The organism is Streptomyces sp. NPDC047515 (assembly GCF_040643055.1).
GTDB lineage: Bacteria > Actinomycetota > Actinomycetes > Streptomycetales > Streptomycetaceae > Streptomyces.
Window position 1 is genome coordinate 1 of the sequence record NZ_JBEYTM010000100.1, and the last position, 14,172, is coordinate 14,172.

Below are 14,172 nucleotides of genomic sequence, written 5' to 3' on the forward strand. Positions count from 1 at the left end.
CTCCTCAGACAACACCAGCTCGGCCATCGGCCGCCCCATCTTCGCCATGGAAGCAGTCTACTTATTCAACGAATTCTCGGCGCAGGACACTAGGAACGCAGCACTGCCAGGACCCGGTTGCGGAGCAGCTCGTACTCCTCACGGAGCCGCACGATCTGCGTCGGCCGTTCGATCACATCGCCACCGACGACCGTCTCGTGGGGGCCGAACTGCTCGCGCGTGAGGTCGACTTCTATCCCCGCGCCCAGACGGTTCCACCAGTGGTAGTCCACTCGCTCACCGTTGACATGGACCTCGCCGCGGATCAGCACCCCGCCCAACAGATCGTGCACCACCAGGGCAGTGACACCGCACTGGTCGCGCGCCGGATTGTCCACCGTCCAGTTCGGTCGGTGCTCCGGTGTCGTGGTGTCCGCGCCCCAGGCACCGCGAATGGCCTGCTCGAGATCGTTGAGGTTGCTCGGTGTCATGTCTGTCAGCTTCGCAGACGCCTCTGACAATCACGCGCGACGCGTGGTCTCCACCGAGCCGGGCCGATGCCCGGGGCCGGTGACCGGCCCGGATTCCGCCTGTCATGGTGTCGTCATGACTCCCCTGGACGGACCGGTCGTTCGAGTACGTGGCATCGGACGCGTGGGACGGGCACGGCCCGCTGGTTTCCGTGCAGACGCGTGACCAGGGTTCGGTGCGAGTGCTCGCGGTGGACGTCGGCACAGGCGAGACGCGAACCGTGAGCCGCGCCGACGACCGGGCATGGGTCGCCCTGCGGCCGGGCACGCCGTTGCGGCTCTCCTCGGGGCGCTCGTCGTCCCCGCGCGGCCGGGCGGCGCCCCCCAGGGGCTGACGGTCGACGGCCTGCCGACACCTCCGGGACCGGGCGTCCGTGAGGTGAGTCGGCTCCACAGGTGACAGGGTGTTCTTCACCGCGAGCGAGGAACCGACCGAGATCCACGTCTGGTCCTGTGCGAGCGGGGCCCACGGCGACGGGCTCGACGGCGCCGTACGCGTCAGCACGGCACCCGGTGTGCACACGGCGTCGGTCGGCGGCCCGACCGTGGTGCTGGTCAGCATGCCCCCGGACGGCCGGTCGGTGACCGTGCCGCGCGACGGGGCACCTGTGGGTCGGATCGCGGTCCTCGCCGAGACTCCGCTGGCCACCCCACGACCGCTCGCGCTGAGCCTCGGGGGGCGTGAGCTGCGCAGCAGGCTGTATCTGCCGCCCTGGCACCGGCCGGGCGACGCCCCGCTGCCCGTGCTGCTCAGCCCGTACGCCGGCCATGGCATGCAGGTCGTCCTGAAGAGGTGCGCACCCGGTGGGTCGCGGTCGCCCAGTGGTTCGCCGAGCAGGGTTTCGCCGTGCTGGTCACGGATAGGTCGCGGCACTCCGGGGCGTAAAGAGGCCTGGGAGAAGTCGGTCTACGCGGACCGGCTGACAGCCGTGCTGGAGGACCGGATCGACGCGCTGCGGGCAGCCGCCGCCCGGTTTCCCGCGCTGGACCCGACACGGGTCGCGATACACGGCTGGTCATTCGGCGGGTATCTCGCGGCTGCCGCTGTGCTGCGTCATCCGGAGGTGTTCCACGCGGCGGTGGCCGGCGGCGCACCGACCGACCGGCGGCTCTACGACACCCATTGGGAGGAACGGTTCCTCGGCCACCCGGAGGTAATTCCGGAGAACTACGAGCGCAGTTCACCGCTGTCGGAGGCGGCCGGTCTCACCCGCCTGCTCATGCTGGTGCACGGACTTGCCGATGACAATGTCGCCATCGCCCACATGCTGCGTTTCTCCGCCGCGCTGCCGGCCGCGGGCCGGCCGCACACGGTGCTGCCGCTCTCCGGTGCCGGTCAACCGGCCACCCAGGAGTCCCTCGGATGTGGAGACCGGGGAGGCCGCCGCGGCTACCCCGGTGGGGCACGGAAGGCGTGAACACCGCAGTCATGAACAAATAGGTCGTGAGCACCGAAGTCGAGAAAATCGACATCGGGAACATCAACGTCATGAACATCACGGAAGGGAAGGCCGGCATGAGCGTTTCGCAGGACCAGGAGGTCCGTCCCGGGCGTCGGGCCGTGGTCGCGGCGGCCGGGGCCGCCTCGCTGGCCGCCGTAGTGACCGCGTGCGGCGGCCAGAAGGATTCCGGCGGTTCGGGTACGGTCAAGCCGGCCGATGACGGAACGGACGGCGGCGGCGCGCTGGCGAGGACCGCCGACATCCCGGAGGGCGGCGGGAAGATCTTCGCCGACCGGGGGGTCGTGGTGACGCAGCCCGAGGCCGGCGCGTTCAAGGCGTTCTCGTCGAAGTGCACCCATCAGGGCTGTGCGGTGTCGAGCGTGTCGGAGGGCACCATCAACTGTCCTTGTCATGGAAGCAAGTTCGACATGGCGACGGGCGAGGTGGCGGCGGGGCCGGCCGGCCGGCCCCTGCCCGCCAAAACGATCACGGTGAAGGACGGCTCGATCACGCTCGCGTCCTAGCCCTCCCCCGGCTCCGCCAGCAGCCGAGCACATCATCGGTGGTCGTGACGGTGGCGACGAGGGACAGGGTGTGGCGGATCATCGCGGGCGTGTAGTCGGCCGGCACTCCCGCGATGGCGTCGGACGGCACCACCGCCGTGTATCCGAGATTCACCGCGTCGAACACGGCGTTGGGGACGGCGACATTGGCCGAGACTCCGGTGACGACGAGCGTCCGGCAGCCGAGGTTGCGCAGCAGCGCGTCCACATCCGTACCGGCTATGGGCGAAAGGCCGTGCAGCCTGCGCACGACGAGGTCCTCGTCCGTCACCTCGATGGGCTCGGCGATCCGTACGGCCGTGGTGCCCGAGTGCTGCTGCACGGGCAGCCGTCCGGCAGCCCGGAAGAGGCGGGCGTTGTGGTTGGCGCCGCGCCCGTCGGGGCGGCGTTCGGCCACCGCGTGCAGCACTTGGACCCCGGCCTCGTGGGCGGCCGCGACCAGCCGGGCGACATGGTGGAGCGCCCCGGAGGACCTGGCCTCCGCGGCCAGTTCCGGCAGCGCGCTCTGGGGGCCCACCACACCTTGCTGGCATTCGACCGTCAGCAGCACGGTGGTGGCCGGATCGAGCTGCTCGGCGAGTTGTTCCTGCGACGGCACGGCGGCCCCTTTCGGTGGCGGATCGGGCGCGCGAGGCTAACCGCCATTGCGTGGCGGGGGAAGAGGCGCCATGATTTCTGACATCTAGTCAGCTACCGGGAGGGGTGCCCCATGGCCGCCATTCAACGACGGGGCCGCCGGATCACGATGACGGACGTCGAACGCGACACCTATCTCGCCGAGCAGCGCACCTGCCGCGTCGCCACCGTGTCCACGGACGGCCGCCCGCATGTCGGTGCCCTCTGGTTCACCTGGGACGGCTCCTCGCTCTGGCTGTACTCGATCACCCGCAGCCTGCGCTGGTCCCAGCTGCGCGCGGACCCGAGGGTCGCGGTGGTCGTGGACGACGGGGTGGAGTACACGGAGCTGCGCGGCGTAGAACTCTCCGGGCGGGCCGTCACCGTCGGCGAGGCGCCCCGCGTCGGCGAACCGTGCCCCGAACTCGACGCTCCGGAGAGGCTGTTCGCCACGAAGTACTTCGGCATGGACACCATGCCGCACGACGGCCGGCACGCCTGGCTGCGACTCGCTCCGGAGGCCATCATGTCCTGGGACTTCCGCAAGCTGCCGGGACCGCACTCGGCCTGAGCAGCCCCCTCCCGGCCCAGGGCCTCTCGTTTGGGTCCTGCCGGGCTCGATCCAGACGAAAGACCCTAGGCCAAGGGCGCATCCATCTCCCGGCCAGCCACTCGGAGCGCCGCCACCGCCGCCCTGATGGACGGGCGCCGGTCCGCGTCGGTACGCCACGCGGCGTGGATGTGTCGCCGCATCTTCTGGCGCACGGGTACGAGCCGCACCCCGTCGGGCACCGGTCCGCGACCCAGCCGGGGCGCCACGCAAACGCCCAGTCCGGCGGCGATCAAGGCGAGTTGAGTGTGGTGCTCGCCCGCCAGATGCGCGATGCGCGGTTCGATGCCCTTGGAGCGCAGGGTGAACATCAGCCAGTCGTAGCAGAACTCCCCCTCGGGCCAGGACACCCAGTCGTCCTCGGCGAAATCCTCCAGGTCCACCTCCGCCCGGTCCGCGAGTCGGTGACCAACCGGCATCGCGATGTCCGGTGCGTCGTCGAGCAGTTCGGCCACGGCCAGGCAGCCAGGGACGGGCAGCCGCTTGTTGCTCCAGTCCAGCACCACCGCCAGGTCGATGTCGCCTCTGATGACCGCGCGGATTCCGTCCTCGGGTTCCATTTCCCGTGTGAACACGCGCAGTTCCGGGTGATCGGCGTGGAGTGCGGCGAGCGCCGCGGGGAAGAGCCCGCGCGCCGCGGTCGGAAAGGCGGAGAGCCGGATCTCGCCCACGACCTCACCGCGCTGCGCCTCGATGTCGGCCTGGGCGAGCTCGACCTGGGACAGGATCCGGGCGGCGTGATCGGCGAGCAGTCGGCCGGCGTCGGTGAGCCGGACCCCGCGACCGTTCTTGGCGAGGAGCCGCTGACCCACCTCGCGCTCCAGCTTCGACATCTGCTGGGAGACCGCCGAGGTGGTGACATGCAGCCCCTCGGCGGCTCCGCCGACCGAACCGTGCCGGGCGAGGGCGTCCAGGGTGCGCAGGCGCTCCAGATTCAACATGTAAGCAATGCTACGCGGATCGCCATACAAAATCTCACTTGTCCTACTTGATTCTCTTGGTCATCGTGGACTCCATGAGCGCGCCCCCGACATCGAGAAACACCCCGTCGACAACCATTCCTCCCGCCGAGCCGCCCGCCGCCCGGCCGGCCGAGGGGACCACTACGAATCCGCCCCCCGACCCGGCATCCACCGCGCGCCCGAGGCTGGACTGGCGAATCCGTTTCGGCGCGCTCTCGCTCATCTGGGGCTTCAGCTTCCTTCTGATCAAGGTCGGCACCGAGGGATACGCGCCGTTCCAGGTCACTCTCGGCCGCCTCCTGTCGGGCACGGCGGTACTGGCCGTCGCGATGGCGGTACGGCGGGAACGGCTGCCGCGCGGCGCCCGTACCTGGGGGCATCTGGCCGTCGCCGCCCTCCTCCTGAACGCGCTGCCCTTCTCGCTCTTCGCCTACGCCGAACTGAGCATCCCGTCGACGCTGGCCGGCATCTGCAATGCGGCATCGCCCCTGTGGGGCATGGCCCTGTCGCTCGTCGCGCTCTCCGAGGACCGGCCGACCCGGCGCCGCGTCGCCGGGCTCGGGCTCGGCTTCCTCGGCGTACTCACCGTCCTGGGAGCCTGGCAGGGTTTCTCCGGGCTGGACTTCAGCGGTACGGCCATGGCCCTGCTCGCCTCCCTCAGCTATCCGATCGGCTGGATCTACGTACGCAGGACGCTGGCGGGCAGCGGCTCGTCCACACTCTCCCTGACAGGCGGCCAGCTCTTCCTCGGCACGATGCAGATCGCTCTGGTGACCCCGGTGTTCTCCTCGGCCCCCGACGGCTTGCCGCTGCTCCCGACCCTGGCCGTGGTCGCCCTGGGGGCGCTCGGCACGGGCTTCGCGATGCTGGTGCAGTACGGCCTGGTGGCGGAGGTCGGACCGACGACCGCGCAGATGGTCACCTATTTCATCCCGGTCATCGCCACCGCGGCCGGCGTCGTCGTGCTCGGTGAGCAGCTGAGCTGGAACACTCCGGTCGGTGCGCTCGTCGTCCTGGCCGGCGCCGCCCTCACCCAGAGCAGAGGGCGCAGCGCCGGGTCCAAAACCGAAGCTCAGCCGTAGTGCAGCGGCTTCGCCGGCCCCGCCGCCCCAGCAACCGCGTCGGCCAGTGGCACGATGTCGGCCTCGGTGAGCGGTGAGACGGTGAGCCGGACCCCCTGGGGCGCGGCCATCCGGAACCGCGCTCCGGGCGCCACCGCCCAGCCCGCGCGCAGCAGCCGCGCCACGGCCCAGGTCTCGTCGCTGACCGACACCCACACGTTCATGCCACTGCGGCCGTGCGCCTCCACTCCCCGCTCCTCCAACGCCCGCACGAGTGCGTCGCGCCGCTGCGCGTACGCCCGCGCCACTTCTTCCGGGTCGACCGCGCCCGACGTCCACAGATGCGCCACGGCTCGTTGCAGCAGCCTGCTGACCCAGCCGGGGCCGAGCCGCTGCCGGCCCGAGACCCGGTCGACCGTGACCCGGTCGCCGGTCAGTACGGCGACCCGTAGATCCGGCCCGTACGCCTTGGCCACCGACCGTACGAACGCCCACCGGTCCGTGGCGCCCGCCAGCGGGTGCAGCGGCAGATCGACGATGCCGTGCCCGTGGTCGTCCTCGATCAGGAGGACGCCCCGGTGTCCGGCGAGGACGCCCCGCAGTTCGAAGGCACGCCCACCACTGATCGCGGCACCAGTCGGATTCTGCGCGCGGTCCGTGACCACGAGGGCGCGGGCACCGGCGTTCAGCGCGCGCTCGACGGCATCGGGCAGCGGTCCCTCGTCGTCGAGCGCCACGGGAACAAGACGCAGCCCCAGCGCCGGTACGAGATCCAGCAAGCTGCCCCACCCCGGGTCCTCGACGGCCACCGCGTCACCGGGTCTGAGATGCGCGACCAGCACCCGCTCGATCGCGTCCAGCGATCCGGAGGTCGCCACCACCGGGCCGGCCGGCACCCCGTCGGCGTCCAGTGCGGCGCGGGCGAGTGCGGCGAACTCCGGGTCCACCGGCGCCTGTCCGTACATCCCGGGCCATTGCGCGTACTCATCCGTGACCGCCACGAACGCCGCTCCCAGCGAGGGCAGCAGCGCCGGATCGGGATTCCCCTCCCCCAGATCCCGCACTCCGGGCGGAGCCTCGACCCTGAGCGAACCGCGCGCCGTACTCGCGGGGCGCGGGCGCACCCTGCTGCCTCGGCGCCCGGCCGTCTCGATCACCCCACGCTCCCGAAGCGTGCGGTAGGCGGCCGCCACCGTATTGGGATTCACCCCCAGCAGTTCCGCCAGCTCCCGCATGGGTGGCAGCACTTGTCCGGGCGCGAGGTCACCCGAACCGACCCCGCGCTCCACACTGGCGGCAATCTCCGATGCACGCCGCCCGACGATCCGATACTCTCCTAGCACAAACTAGATTATGCACTAGTGCAATGGAGTACGCAATGCCGGACGCATCGCCACAGACCACGAGCCCGGACGCCGCGGCCGGATATCAGCCGACCGAGCGCACCGTCCCGACCCGCTCCCGCGACCGCGCGGCATACGACCGGGAACTGGTCCACTCGATACTCGACGAGGCGTACGTCTGCCATCTCGGTTTCGTCCGTGACGGCGCACCGGTCGTCCTGCCGACGCTCTTCGGGCGGATCGGCGAGCGGCTCTACGTACACGGCTCGACCGGCTCCCGTCCGCTGCGGGAGTCCGGCCGGACCGACCCCGGACTGCCCGTCTGTGTGACGGTGACGCATGTCGACGGGCTGGTGCTGGCGCGCTCCGCCTTCCACCACTCGATCAACTACCGCTCCGTGGTGGTCCACGGCATCGCGCGCACGGTGACGGACCCCCAGGAGCGGCGGACCGCCCTCGACGCGATCGTCGACCACGTGGTGCCGGGCCGGTCCGCCGACTCCCGGCCCGCCGACGAGAAGGAACTCGCCGCGACCGCAGTGATCCGGCTCGATCTCCAGGAGGTCTCCGCCAAGATCCGCACCGGCGGCCCCAACGACGAGCCCCGCGACCTCGGCCTCCCTCACTGGGCAGGCGTCGTCCCGCTCGCCCACGGCTATGCGACGCCGCTCCCTTCGGACGATCTCGACCCCGCCATCGCGCTGCCGGACTACATCACCGCGCTCTGAGCCGCCTCGGGGTGGACGGGCCCGCCGCCAGGGGCACGGGCCGCGTCCACCCCGGCGGTCAGGCCGGTGCCGCCGCCCGGCGGCGCGCGTGCGCGGCGCCGCGCGCCTCGGCGAACGCCGGCCCCGCCACGGCCACGAGGAGCAGCAGTGTCCCGACGACGGTGGCTGCGGTGAGCCGCTCACGGAACACCACAACGGCGATGACCGCCGCGCTGACCGGTTCGAGCAGCATGATCACGGACACTGTCGTGGCACGCACCGCGGCGGCGCCCGCGAAGTAGAGCGCATAGGCGAGCGCGGTCGGCACCGCCGCCACGTACACCAGGAGCGTCACCACCTGCGCGGGCTGAACGGTGTGGGGGACGAGCCCCTCGGCCGCGGCCATCGGCAGCAGTCCGACGGCTCCGATACCGAAGGCCCAGGCGCTCGTGGCCAGGGAGTCGGTGGTGCCGCCGTCACGGCCGAGCCATCGGGTCAGCAGGGTGATCGTCGCGTAGCCGGCCGCGGAGAGCAGCGCCAGTGCGACCCCGGCGGGCCGTACCGTCACCCCGCCGCCGCCGAGCACCAGCACGGCGAGCCCGGCCAGCGCACCCACGACAGCGGCCGACCCGCCGCGCCCCAGCCGTTCCCCCATGGTCAGCCGCGCACCGACCGCGATGAGCACGGGTCCCGCCCCGAGAGTGACGACGGTCCCGACCGCGAGTCCGGTCGCCTCGACGGCCGCGAAGTACGCGCTCTGGAAGACGGTGAGGCCCGCGCCGGTGCCCAGGACGCGCAGCATCCGACGACCGCGTGGTTCGGCCGGGACGGCCGCACGTCGAGGCCGCAGCGCCAGAGCGGCGAGCAGGAGTACAAGGCCGCCCGCACAGCGCCAGAAGGACAGGGCCAGCGGCCCCAGGTCGCTGACCTCGAAGATCAGCGAAGCGGCGGCCCCGGCAGTACCCCAGGCCACACCGGCGACGATCAGATAGATGAGGCTCCGCCCGACGGGCAGGCCGGAAGCAGGATTCGACATATGACTTCTCCGGATGAAGACGGAACGGTGGTCGCTCGGCTCCACACGGGCAGCGACGATCCGCTCGGGAACTGCCCGAGCCCGGTCTTCGTCAGGAGTGGCCGCCCGCGCTAGGCGGCAGGCGGCGAAAGCACGGTCGAATACATGATCAGCAGGCTACGTCGCAGTACGGCCCGCGGACAACTCCCCCTCGGCTGCGGCTCGGCCTGCGTCCGGCCTCTGGGCGCGCCCCTCACCCGATCCCGAGGCAACCGGGCCGGAGGGCGTCCTCGGTGTCGCCGACTGGGCGATGAAGGCGCCGATCAGCACCATGGAACCGCCGATGAGCTGCGGCGCCGACAGATGCTCGCCGAGCAGCACCCAGGCGAGCACGGTCGCGATGACCGCCTCCAGGCAGGCGACGACGCCGGCGACCGCGGGAGAGAGGAGCCGCACCGAGATCACCCCGGTGACATAGGCGATCACCGTCGCCATCACCACGATCCAGACGATCAGCAGCCAGGCGGGAACATCCGTACCGTCCATGACCGCGCTGCCGCCCAGGACCGTCCAGTCCATCTTCCAGGGACGTGCGACCGCGGTGAGGACAACCGTACCGATCAGCAGTCCGTACGCGATGACACCGACCGGATGGGGCGGTTCGACGCCTTCTGCCCGGTCCGCGCTCCCCTGGTCCGACAGGACGAAGTAGCCGACCTGGCAGCAGGCGGCACCGAGCGCGAGCAGCAGCCCGACCACGTCGAAGCTCAGCCCGGACCAGACTTCGACCACGCAGGCGAGTCCCGCGACGGCGAGCACCACACCGACCGCGGCGCCCCGAGTGACCGGACGGCGTTGGACGAAGCGGACCCAGCCCAGGACGAGCGCGGGCGCCAGATACTCGACGAGGAGCGCAACACCGACGGGTATACGGGAGATCGCGGCGAAGTAGCAGGCCTGCACACCCGCGACGGCGAGCAACCCGAACCCCAGCAGCAGGACCGGCCGACTACGCACGAGGTCCCGATGGCGCCAGGCGACGGGCAGCATGACGAGGGCGGCGCCCGCCACCCGTAGCCACACCACATGGAGCGGATCGAGCCCCGCCTCGATGAGCGGCTTGGCCGCCACCCCTGAACCACCGAATGCGAACGCCGAGGCCAGGGCGAGTCCCAGGCCGGCGCTTCTCCCCTGAGACGCGTACATCGGCACATCATGACAGCTGCGGTCAGGAGCGTCACCCCGGTGACCACTGACACGCACCCTCCCCATCAGGCGCCCCGCTCCGTGACGCCCTCCTCCGGCAGCCCCAGGACTTCACACCTCTGCGCCCAGCCACCGGCCATCAGCCCGGACGGCGAGCCGCTGGACGAACTGCCGCGCCCGTTCGACGCCGGTACGCCGGGCGGTCAGCCCCCGGCCCCGCGCCGGCCCTGGCCTGAGGTCCCCACGATCCGGGCTGCGAGTTGCTCGGCATCGACACCGGCCCGCTCCAGCACCTCGACGGCCCTGCATTCGCGATCCATGGCCAGCGCCGCGAGCAGGTCGAGCCCTCCGGCCCGCACATCGCCGCGCAGCGCCGCTCGCTCGTGGGCTTCGGTCATGGCCGAGGCGGCCGAGGGCGACCAGCCTTCCACTCCCGCGTCCCGCACTGCGGAGTCCGGATCCCTGACGACGGGGACAGCGCCGGAGTCCTCCACCGACCCCTGCCAGCGGAGCCCGTATCCGATACTGCGCTGGACGAGATAGCCGAGCACCTTCGCCAGTTGAGGTCCGCCTTCGAAGGCCGACCGCACCTCCGGATCCGATTCGATGAGGGAGTGCAGCAAATGCGCCGTGTCGATCTGCCGGTCGCCGTCCCGCAGTGCGCGCCTGCGGGCGCCCGTCACCACCACGGCCAGCTCCACAGTGAGTCTGGCGTCGAACTCAGCACGGTTCGGTGCGGGTTGCTGAGGGATCCACGGCGTCCGGTTTTGCACACCTCTTACCCCATCAGTCCCACCGCCCCGATGCATCGCCGGAGGGGCCCATTTAGGCATCCCACGCAAGTTGGGCACATCAGAGCGCCCTCTCCTCCTTACGGATGAGATCTCGCCCTTCCGGAACCCGATCCGGAAAAGCGGCGCGCGCCGCCTTGCGCCGCGCTCCCGAAGCAACCGGGAACCGTCCCTCGCACGTCCCACAGGCCACACCATCCATACGGCAGCCGGAAGGGAGTACGCGGACGTGTCCTGGTTGGTCGCCCTACCGGCGCTGGACGGGCAGGAGTACGTGTACCGGGTCCACGCCCCGGCGGACGCCCTGCGCGCCGATCTCTTCTGGGCCGCGTTCCACTGCCATGACGACGGCCCGCACCCGCGCGCCTGCGACCGCTTCGACTCGGCTCTGATCTGGCGCGCGGGCGCGGAGGGAAAGGAGCAGAATCCACAGATCTGACGGTTCATCAGTATTGAATGTTCGCGCCGGTGCGACTACGTTCCGCGACACCGTAACCCGCCGAGAAGGGGTGGTCGCATGGCCGAAGTCAGCGCAGAGGCGCGCATCCAAGCACCGGCCGAGAAGGTCTGGGCCCAGCTGACGGACTTCACCGCGTACGACCAGTGGAACGCCACCCACACCAGCTTCCCCAAGGGCGGCCCGGCGACACTCGAACTCGCGGCCACCTACGAGGAGAACATGAAACTCATGGGCTTCCCCGCCGAGGTGACCTGGACGGTGGCGGAACTGGAGACCGCACGCCTGCTGACCACCAGGGGCAAGGGGCCGATGGGCGTCAACCTGGCCATGCGCTACTCACTGACGCCCGACGGCGATGCGACCACGGTACGTATCGACGGGGAGTTCACCGGTGCCGCGGTCTCCCTTATGGCTGGCAAGCTCAAGGACTCCGCGACCGCCGCCCTGGTCGAGTCGCTGCGCAAGCTGGGCGGGCTCGCCGCCACCTGAGGCCACCGGAACGACGGAAAGGGCCTCGCGGCTCGGCCGCGAGGCCCTCGGCGCCCCACCCACGGATCAGTGTTCGTCGGCGAGGATCAGATAGAGCTTCTTCCGGGCGTCGTTGATGACCGTGAGCGCCTTCTGGCGCTGATCGGCCGAGCCGGTCTTCCAGACCTGGCCGAACGCCTCCATCAGGCCGAAGCCGGCCTGCCGGACCTCGTTGACGCTTTCCCAGTCGACCCCTCGCCCGGCTTCCTCCCACGGCGCGTCGGGACCCGACTCGGCCTCGGTGCGACCGGCGGCGGTGAGCGTGAACAGCTTCTTGCCGCCCTCGCTCGCGCTGACGATCAGACCCTCGTCCTCCAGCAGCTGAAGGGTCGGGTAGACCGAACCCGGACTGGGCCGCCAGGCCCCGCCGCTGCGCTCGCCGATCTCCTGGATCATCTCGTACCCGTGCATCGGCCGGTCCTTCAGCAGCGCCAGGATCGACGCGCGCACGTCACCGCGGCGCGCCCTCCCCCGACCGCCGCCCCGGCCTCGCCCGCCGCCGAAGGGGCCACCCCCGAAGGGCCCACCACCGAACGGCGGACCGAACGGCCCGAAGGCCGCACGACGCCCCTCGAAGTCGCCCCGACCCGGATGACCCGGCCCGCAATGCCCGTGTCCATGCCCGTGCTCGTGTCCACGTGAACGCATCGTTGCATTCCTTTCATCTTTGACCTGTCGCGATGCGTCAACGATATATCGGAACCGATCGCTTGACAAACACCCCGGTCACACCCCGGCCCGGATGTCTTCTCTCACGCGCTGAGCGGGGCGGCCTCGCACGTTCGGTGGCTGTGATCGAAGGCGGGGTCACTCTCCGGGGTGACTCGTGTCCCCTCTCACATGGCCTGTCCCGCGGCATCCAAGATGGGCATGCCCCGGGCGCCGTACGAGGTTCAGCTGGGGGCTCAATGCGACGGTGACCGCGCCCTTTGCTGCCCCAGCACCGCTGGTGGCGCAGGCCGCGTCCGTCGGCGACCCCCTTCAGGTTCCGCCGGTGGTGTTCCACCTGCTTTCGGGCACTGGTCCAGCGCCACCACAGACCTTGTGCAGGATGCGGCCGCCCGGCCCACGCCGGCATGCACCCTGCACGCCGCCAACGAGACCTCCACGGGGTCGAGCCGGCTCCAGCGGTCACGGCGCCGGCGCGCAGTCAGGGAAGCTGCCACCAGGTACACGCGATTGCGGCGCATGACCACACCATGTCTCGCCCACCGCCTCACGGATGGCGTGTGAGAGTGAAGCCGTGGACGGTCCCGGGGTAGATCTCGGTGGCATGGCGGACACCTGCGGCATCCAGGGCCCGGTTGAGTTCAGTGATGGCCTCGGACGGCATGTCGTTTTCGGAGAGGCCGAGGTGGACTTCGGCGGTGAGCTCGGGGATGAGACGGTGCGGGCTGTCGGGCGCGTCGGTGACCAGGAAGCCGGGGTGGAATCCGGCGACGGCGGCCACCTGGTCGGGGTGGGCCGTTGCGGTGCGCATCACCAGGGCGCCACCGATGCAGCAGCCGATCGTGGCGACGGACCCGTCGAGGCCGCAGCAGGCACCGCCGCGCTTCTCCGGGATCAGCACAGCGCCACGGGTATCTCCGGATGCGATGACGATCGCACCGGGCGCGCCGTCGGACAGGGCGTGGACCGGCGCCTGGACACCACGGGCCGCAACCTCGTCCGGATCGGTCCCCTCCCACCTCCGCCATGGCGCCCCCCAGGGTTCCGGTTCCACGGCGAACGTCCCCGGTTCCATGAGCGCTGGGAGCTGAATCCCGTTCCCGTACTTCTGATGGGCGTGGGCCGGCAGCGCGACCTGGGACAGCGGCGCGGCCAGCTCGGCGGCGCACCCCGCGCACACGAAAACGAACAAATGTCCTCCGCTCGGGAAACACGGGCGTCGTCGCGGCTCGACAGCGGCCGGCCAGCGTGTTTTCCGTCCGCCGGGGGCCGGAGCACCGCCACGGCGTGAGGCATCAACCCCAGCGCAAACGGGTGCCGACCGTCGCCCATGCTGGCGGGTGAGGCGCGGCACGCTGCGGCGGCGCTCGGAGGGGTGTCGGCTGGTTGGCGGCCGCCGTTCTCTTGGACATAGCCACCCGGGTCTTCTCCAGGAAGATCTCCACCCGCGCCACGAAACGGCCTGAGCTGGACAAGGCCGTCGAGCTCGTCGGTGAACTGCGCGCTTCAGGGGTGCGCGTCACCCTCGTCGTCCACGAGCACAAGCGAACCCTCTGAACGGAAAATCCCAGACCAGCTGGGCAGGCGGCAGCGTCCGTTCGGCGTCAGCCGGGCGGACGGGCTTGGAGTGGTTGTGGTGCTCAGACCGCAGTTTCTATGGGGGCGAGGGTGACCTGGTGGCCGAGGGCCTG

The 14,172-nt window shown here is 70.8% G+C and carries 17 protein-coding genes; 8 read left to right on the top strand and 9 right to left on the bottom strand.

The genetic code is table 11. The features are described from left to right. Positions 1–89: 89 nt before the first annotated feature. Complete coding sequence (locus ABZ826_RS37340; RefSeq protein WP_361458765.1) at positions 90–470, bottom strand: hypothetical protein; 381 nt, start codon at positions 468–470, stop codon at positions 90–92. Positions 471–913: 443 nt separating this feature from the next. Between ABZ826_RS37340 and ABZ826_RS37345 the strand changes: the two genes are divergently transcribed. Together ABZ826_RS37345 and ABZ826_RS37350 are read left to right on the top strand one after the other, a co-directional pair. After that, positions 914–1,927, top strand: a complete 1,014-nt coding sequence (locus tag ABZ826_RS37345) for a prolyl oligopeptidase family serine peptidase (RefSeq protein ID WP_361458767.1) — start codon at positions 914–916, stop codon at positions 1,925–1,927. Between the two features lie 98 nt (positions 1,928–2,025). Beyond that, positions 2,026–2,475, top strand: a complete 450-nt coding sequence (locus tag ABZ826_RS37350; RefSeq protein WP_361458797.1) for a Rieske (2Fe-2S) protein — start codon at positions 2,026–2,028, stop codon at positions 2,473–2,475. Here ABZ826_RS37350 and ABZ826_RS37355 read toward each other — a convergent pair. Further along, a complete protein-coding gene (locus ABZ826_RS37355) occupies positions 2,459–3,112 on the bottom strand; it encodes a cysteine hydrolase (RefSeq protein WP_361458769.1) in 654 nt (217 codons plus the stop codon). The genes ABZ826_RS37350 and ABZ826_RS37355 overlap by 17 nt on opposite strands. A gap of 111 nt (positions 3,113–3,223) precedes the next feature. Here ABZ826_RS37355 and ABZ826_RS37360 point away from each other — a divergent pair, with 111 nt between their 5' ends. Beyond that, a complete protein-coding gene (locus ABZ826_RS37360) occupies positions 3,224–3,700 on the top strand; it encodes a pyridoxamine 5'-phosphate oxidase family protein (RefSeq protein ID WP_361458771.1) in 477 nt (158 codons plus the stop codon). A gap of 65 nt (positions 3,701–3,765) precedes the next feature. Here the strand turns inward: ABZ826_RS37360 and ABZ826_RS37365 are convergent, their stop codons facing one another. Then, the gene (locus ABZ826_RS37365) at positions 3,766–4,680 is read right to left on the bottom strand and encodes a LysR family transcriptional regulator (RefSeq protein WP_361458773.1); all 915 of its coding nucleotides are present in this window, start codon (positions 4,678–4,680) and stop codon (positions 3,766–3,768) included. A 74-nt stretch (positions 4,681–4,754) separates the two neighbouring features. Between ABZ826_RS37365 and ABZ826_RS37370 the strand changes: the two genes are divergently transcribed. Further along, the gene (locus tag ABZ826_RS37370) at positions 4,755–5,783 is read left to right on the top strand and encodes a DMT family transporter (RefSeq protein ID WP_361458775.1); all 1,029 of its coding nucleotides are present in this window, start codon (positions 4,755–4,757) and stop codon (positions 5,781–5,783) included. On the opposite strand, the gene ABZ826_RS37375 is transcribed toward ABZ826_RS37370, so the two are convergent. Then, positions 5,774–7,105: an aminotransferase class I/II-fold pyridoxal phosphate-dependent enzyme gene (locus ABZ826_RS37375; protein WP_361458777.1), complete on the bottom strand. Its 1,332-nt coding sequence runs from the start codon at positions 7,103–7,105 to the stop codon at positions 5,774–5,776. The genes ABZ826_RS37370 and ABZ826_RS37375 overlap by 10 nt on opposite strands. A 35-nt stretch (positions 7,106–7,140) precedes the next feature. Here ABZ826_RS37375 and ABZ826_RS37380 point away from each other — a divergent pair, with 35 nt between their 5' ends. Further along, positions 7,141–7,833 carry a pyridoxamine 5'-phosphate oxidase family protein gene (locus tag ABZ826_RS37380; protein WP_361458779.1) on the top strand — a complete coding sequence of 231 codons (693 nt, stop codon included), beginning with the start codon at positions 7,141–7,143 and terminating at the stop codon, positions 7,831–7,833. 58 nt (positions 7,834–7,891) lie between these two features. Here the strand turns inward: ABZ826_RS37380 and ABZ826_RS37385 are convergent, their stop codons facing one another. The 3 genes from ABZ826_RS37385 to ABZ826_RS37395 all read right to left on the bottom strand — a co-directional run bounded on the left by ABZ826_RS37385 (position 7,892) and on the right by ABZ826_RS37395 (position 10,806). Then, a complete protein-coding gene (locus ABZ826_RS37385; protein WP_361458781.1) occupies positions 7,892–8,848 on the bottom strand; it encodes an EamA family transporter in 957 nt (318 codons plus the stop codon). 156 nt (positions 8,849–9,004) lie between these two features. Then, complete coding sequence (locus ABZ826_RS37390; protein ID WP_361458783.1) at positions 9,005–10,033, bottom strand: EamA family transporter; 1,029 nt, start codon at positions 10,031–10,033, stop codon at positions 9,005–9,007. Between the two features lie 203 nt (positions 10,034–10,236). Then, on the bottom strand, positions 10,237–10,806 hold the full coding sequence (locus tag ABZ826_RS37395; protein ID WP_361458785.1) for a Clp protease N-terminal domain-containing protein: 570 nt from the start codon (positions 10,804–10,806) through the stop codon (positions 10,237–10,239). A 247-nt stretch (positions 10,807–11,053) separates the two neighbouring features. Here ABZ826_RS37395 and ABZ826_RS37400 point away from each other — a divergent pair, with 247 nt between their 5' ends. Both ABZ826_RS37400 and ABZ826_RS37405 read left to right on the top strand, forming a co-directional pair. Next, on the top strand, positions 11,054–11,263 hold the full coding sequence (locus ABZ826_RS37400) for a hypothetical protein (RefSeq protein ID WP_361458787.1): 210 nt from the start codon (positions 11,054–11,056) through the stop codon (positions 11,261–11,263). A gap of 78 nt (positions 11,264–11,341) precedes the next feature. Next, positions 11,342–11,773, top strand: coding sequence for an SRPBCC family protein (locus ABZ826_RS37405; protein WP_361458789.1), 432 nt, complete (start codon positions 11,342–11,344; stop codon positions 11,771–11,773). A gap of 66 nt (positions 11,774–11,839) precedes the next feature. On the opposite strand, the gene ABZ826_RS37410 is transcribed toward ABZ826_RS37405, so the two are convergent. Beyond that, positions 11,840–12,460, bottom strand: coding sequence for a PadR family transcriptional regulator (locus ABZ826_RS37410; protein ID WP_361458791.1), 621 nt, complete (start codon positions 12,458–12,460; stop codon positions 11,840–11,842). Between the two features lie 568 nt (positions 12,461–13,028). Further along, positions 13,029–13,673: a dienelactone hydrolase family protein gene (locus tag ABZ826_RS37415; RefSeq protein ID WP_361458793.1), complete on the bottom strand. Its 645-nt coding sequence runs from the start codon at positions 13,671–13,673 to the stop codon at positions 13,029–13,031. Positions 13,674–13,867: 194 nt separating this feature from the next. On the opposite strand from ABZ826_RS37415, the gene ABZ826_RS37420 reads away from it, so the two are divergent. Further along, complete coding sequence (locus tag ABZ826_RS37420; RefSeq protein WP_361458795.1) at positions 13,868–14,038, top strand: hypothetical protein; 171 nt, start codon at positions 13,868–13,870, stop codon at positions 14,036–14,038. Positions 14,039–14,172: the final 134 nt, after the last annotated feature.

Excerpts from the sequence above, each read along its gene's own strand:
- ABZ826_RS37340 (WP_361458765.1), bottom strand. The coding sequence starts at position 470 with ATGACACCGAGCAACCTCAACGATCTCGAGCAGGCCATTCGCGGTGCC.
- ABZ826_RS37350 (WP_361458797.1), top strand. The coding sequence starts at position 2,026 with ATGAGCGTTTCGCAGGACCAGGAGGTCCGTCCCGGGCGTCGGGCCGTG.
- ABZ826_RS37360 (WP_361458771.1), top strand. The coding sequence starts at position 3,224 with ATGGCCGCCATTCAACGACGGGGCCGCCGGATCACGATGACGGACGTC.
- ABZ826_RS37365 (WP_361458773.1), bottom strand. The coding sequence starts at position 4,680 with ATGTTGAATCTGGAGCGCCTGCGCACCCTGGACGCCCTCGCCCGGCAC.
- ABZ826_RS37370 (WP_361458775.1), top strand. The coding sequence starts at position 4,755 with ATGAGCGCGCCCCCGACATCGAGAAACACCCCGTCGACAACCATTCCT.
- ABZ826_RS37380 (WP_361458779.1), top strand. The coding sequence starts at position 7,141 with ATGCCGGACGCATCGCCACAGACCACGAGCCCGGACGCCGCGGCCGGA.
- ABZ826_RS37385 (WP_361458781.1), bottom strand. The coding sequence starts at position 8,848 with ATGTCGAATCCTGCTTCCGGCCTGCCCGTCGGGCGGAGCCTCATCTAT.
- ABZ826_RS37390 (WP_361458783.1), bottom strand. The coding sequence starts at position 10,033 with ATGTACGCGTCTCAGGGGAGAAGCGCCGGCCTGGGACTCGCCCTGGCC.
- ABZ826_RS37405 (WP_361458789.1), top strand. The coding sequence starts at position 11,342 with ATGGCCGAAGTCAGCGCAGAGGCGCGCATCCAAGCACCGGCCGAGAAG.
- ABZ826_RS37410 (WP_361458791.1), bottom strand. The coding sequence starts at position 12,460 with ATGCGTTCACGTGGACACGAGCACGGGCATGGACACGGGCATTGCGGG.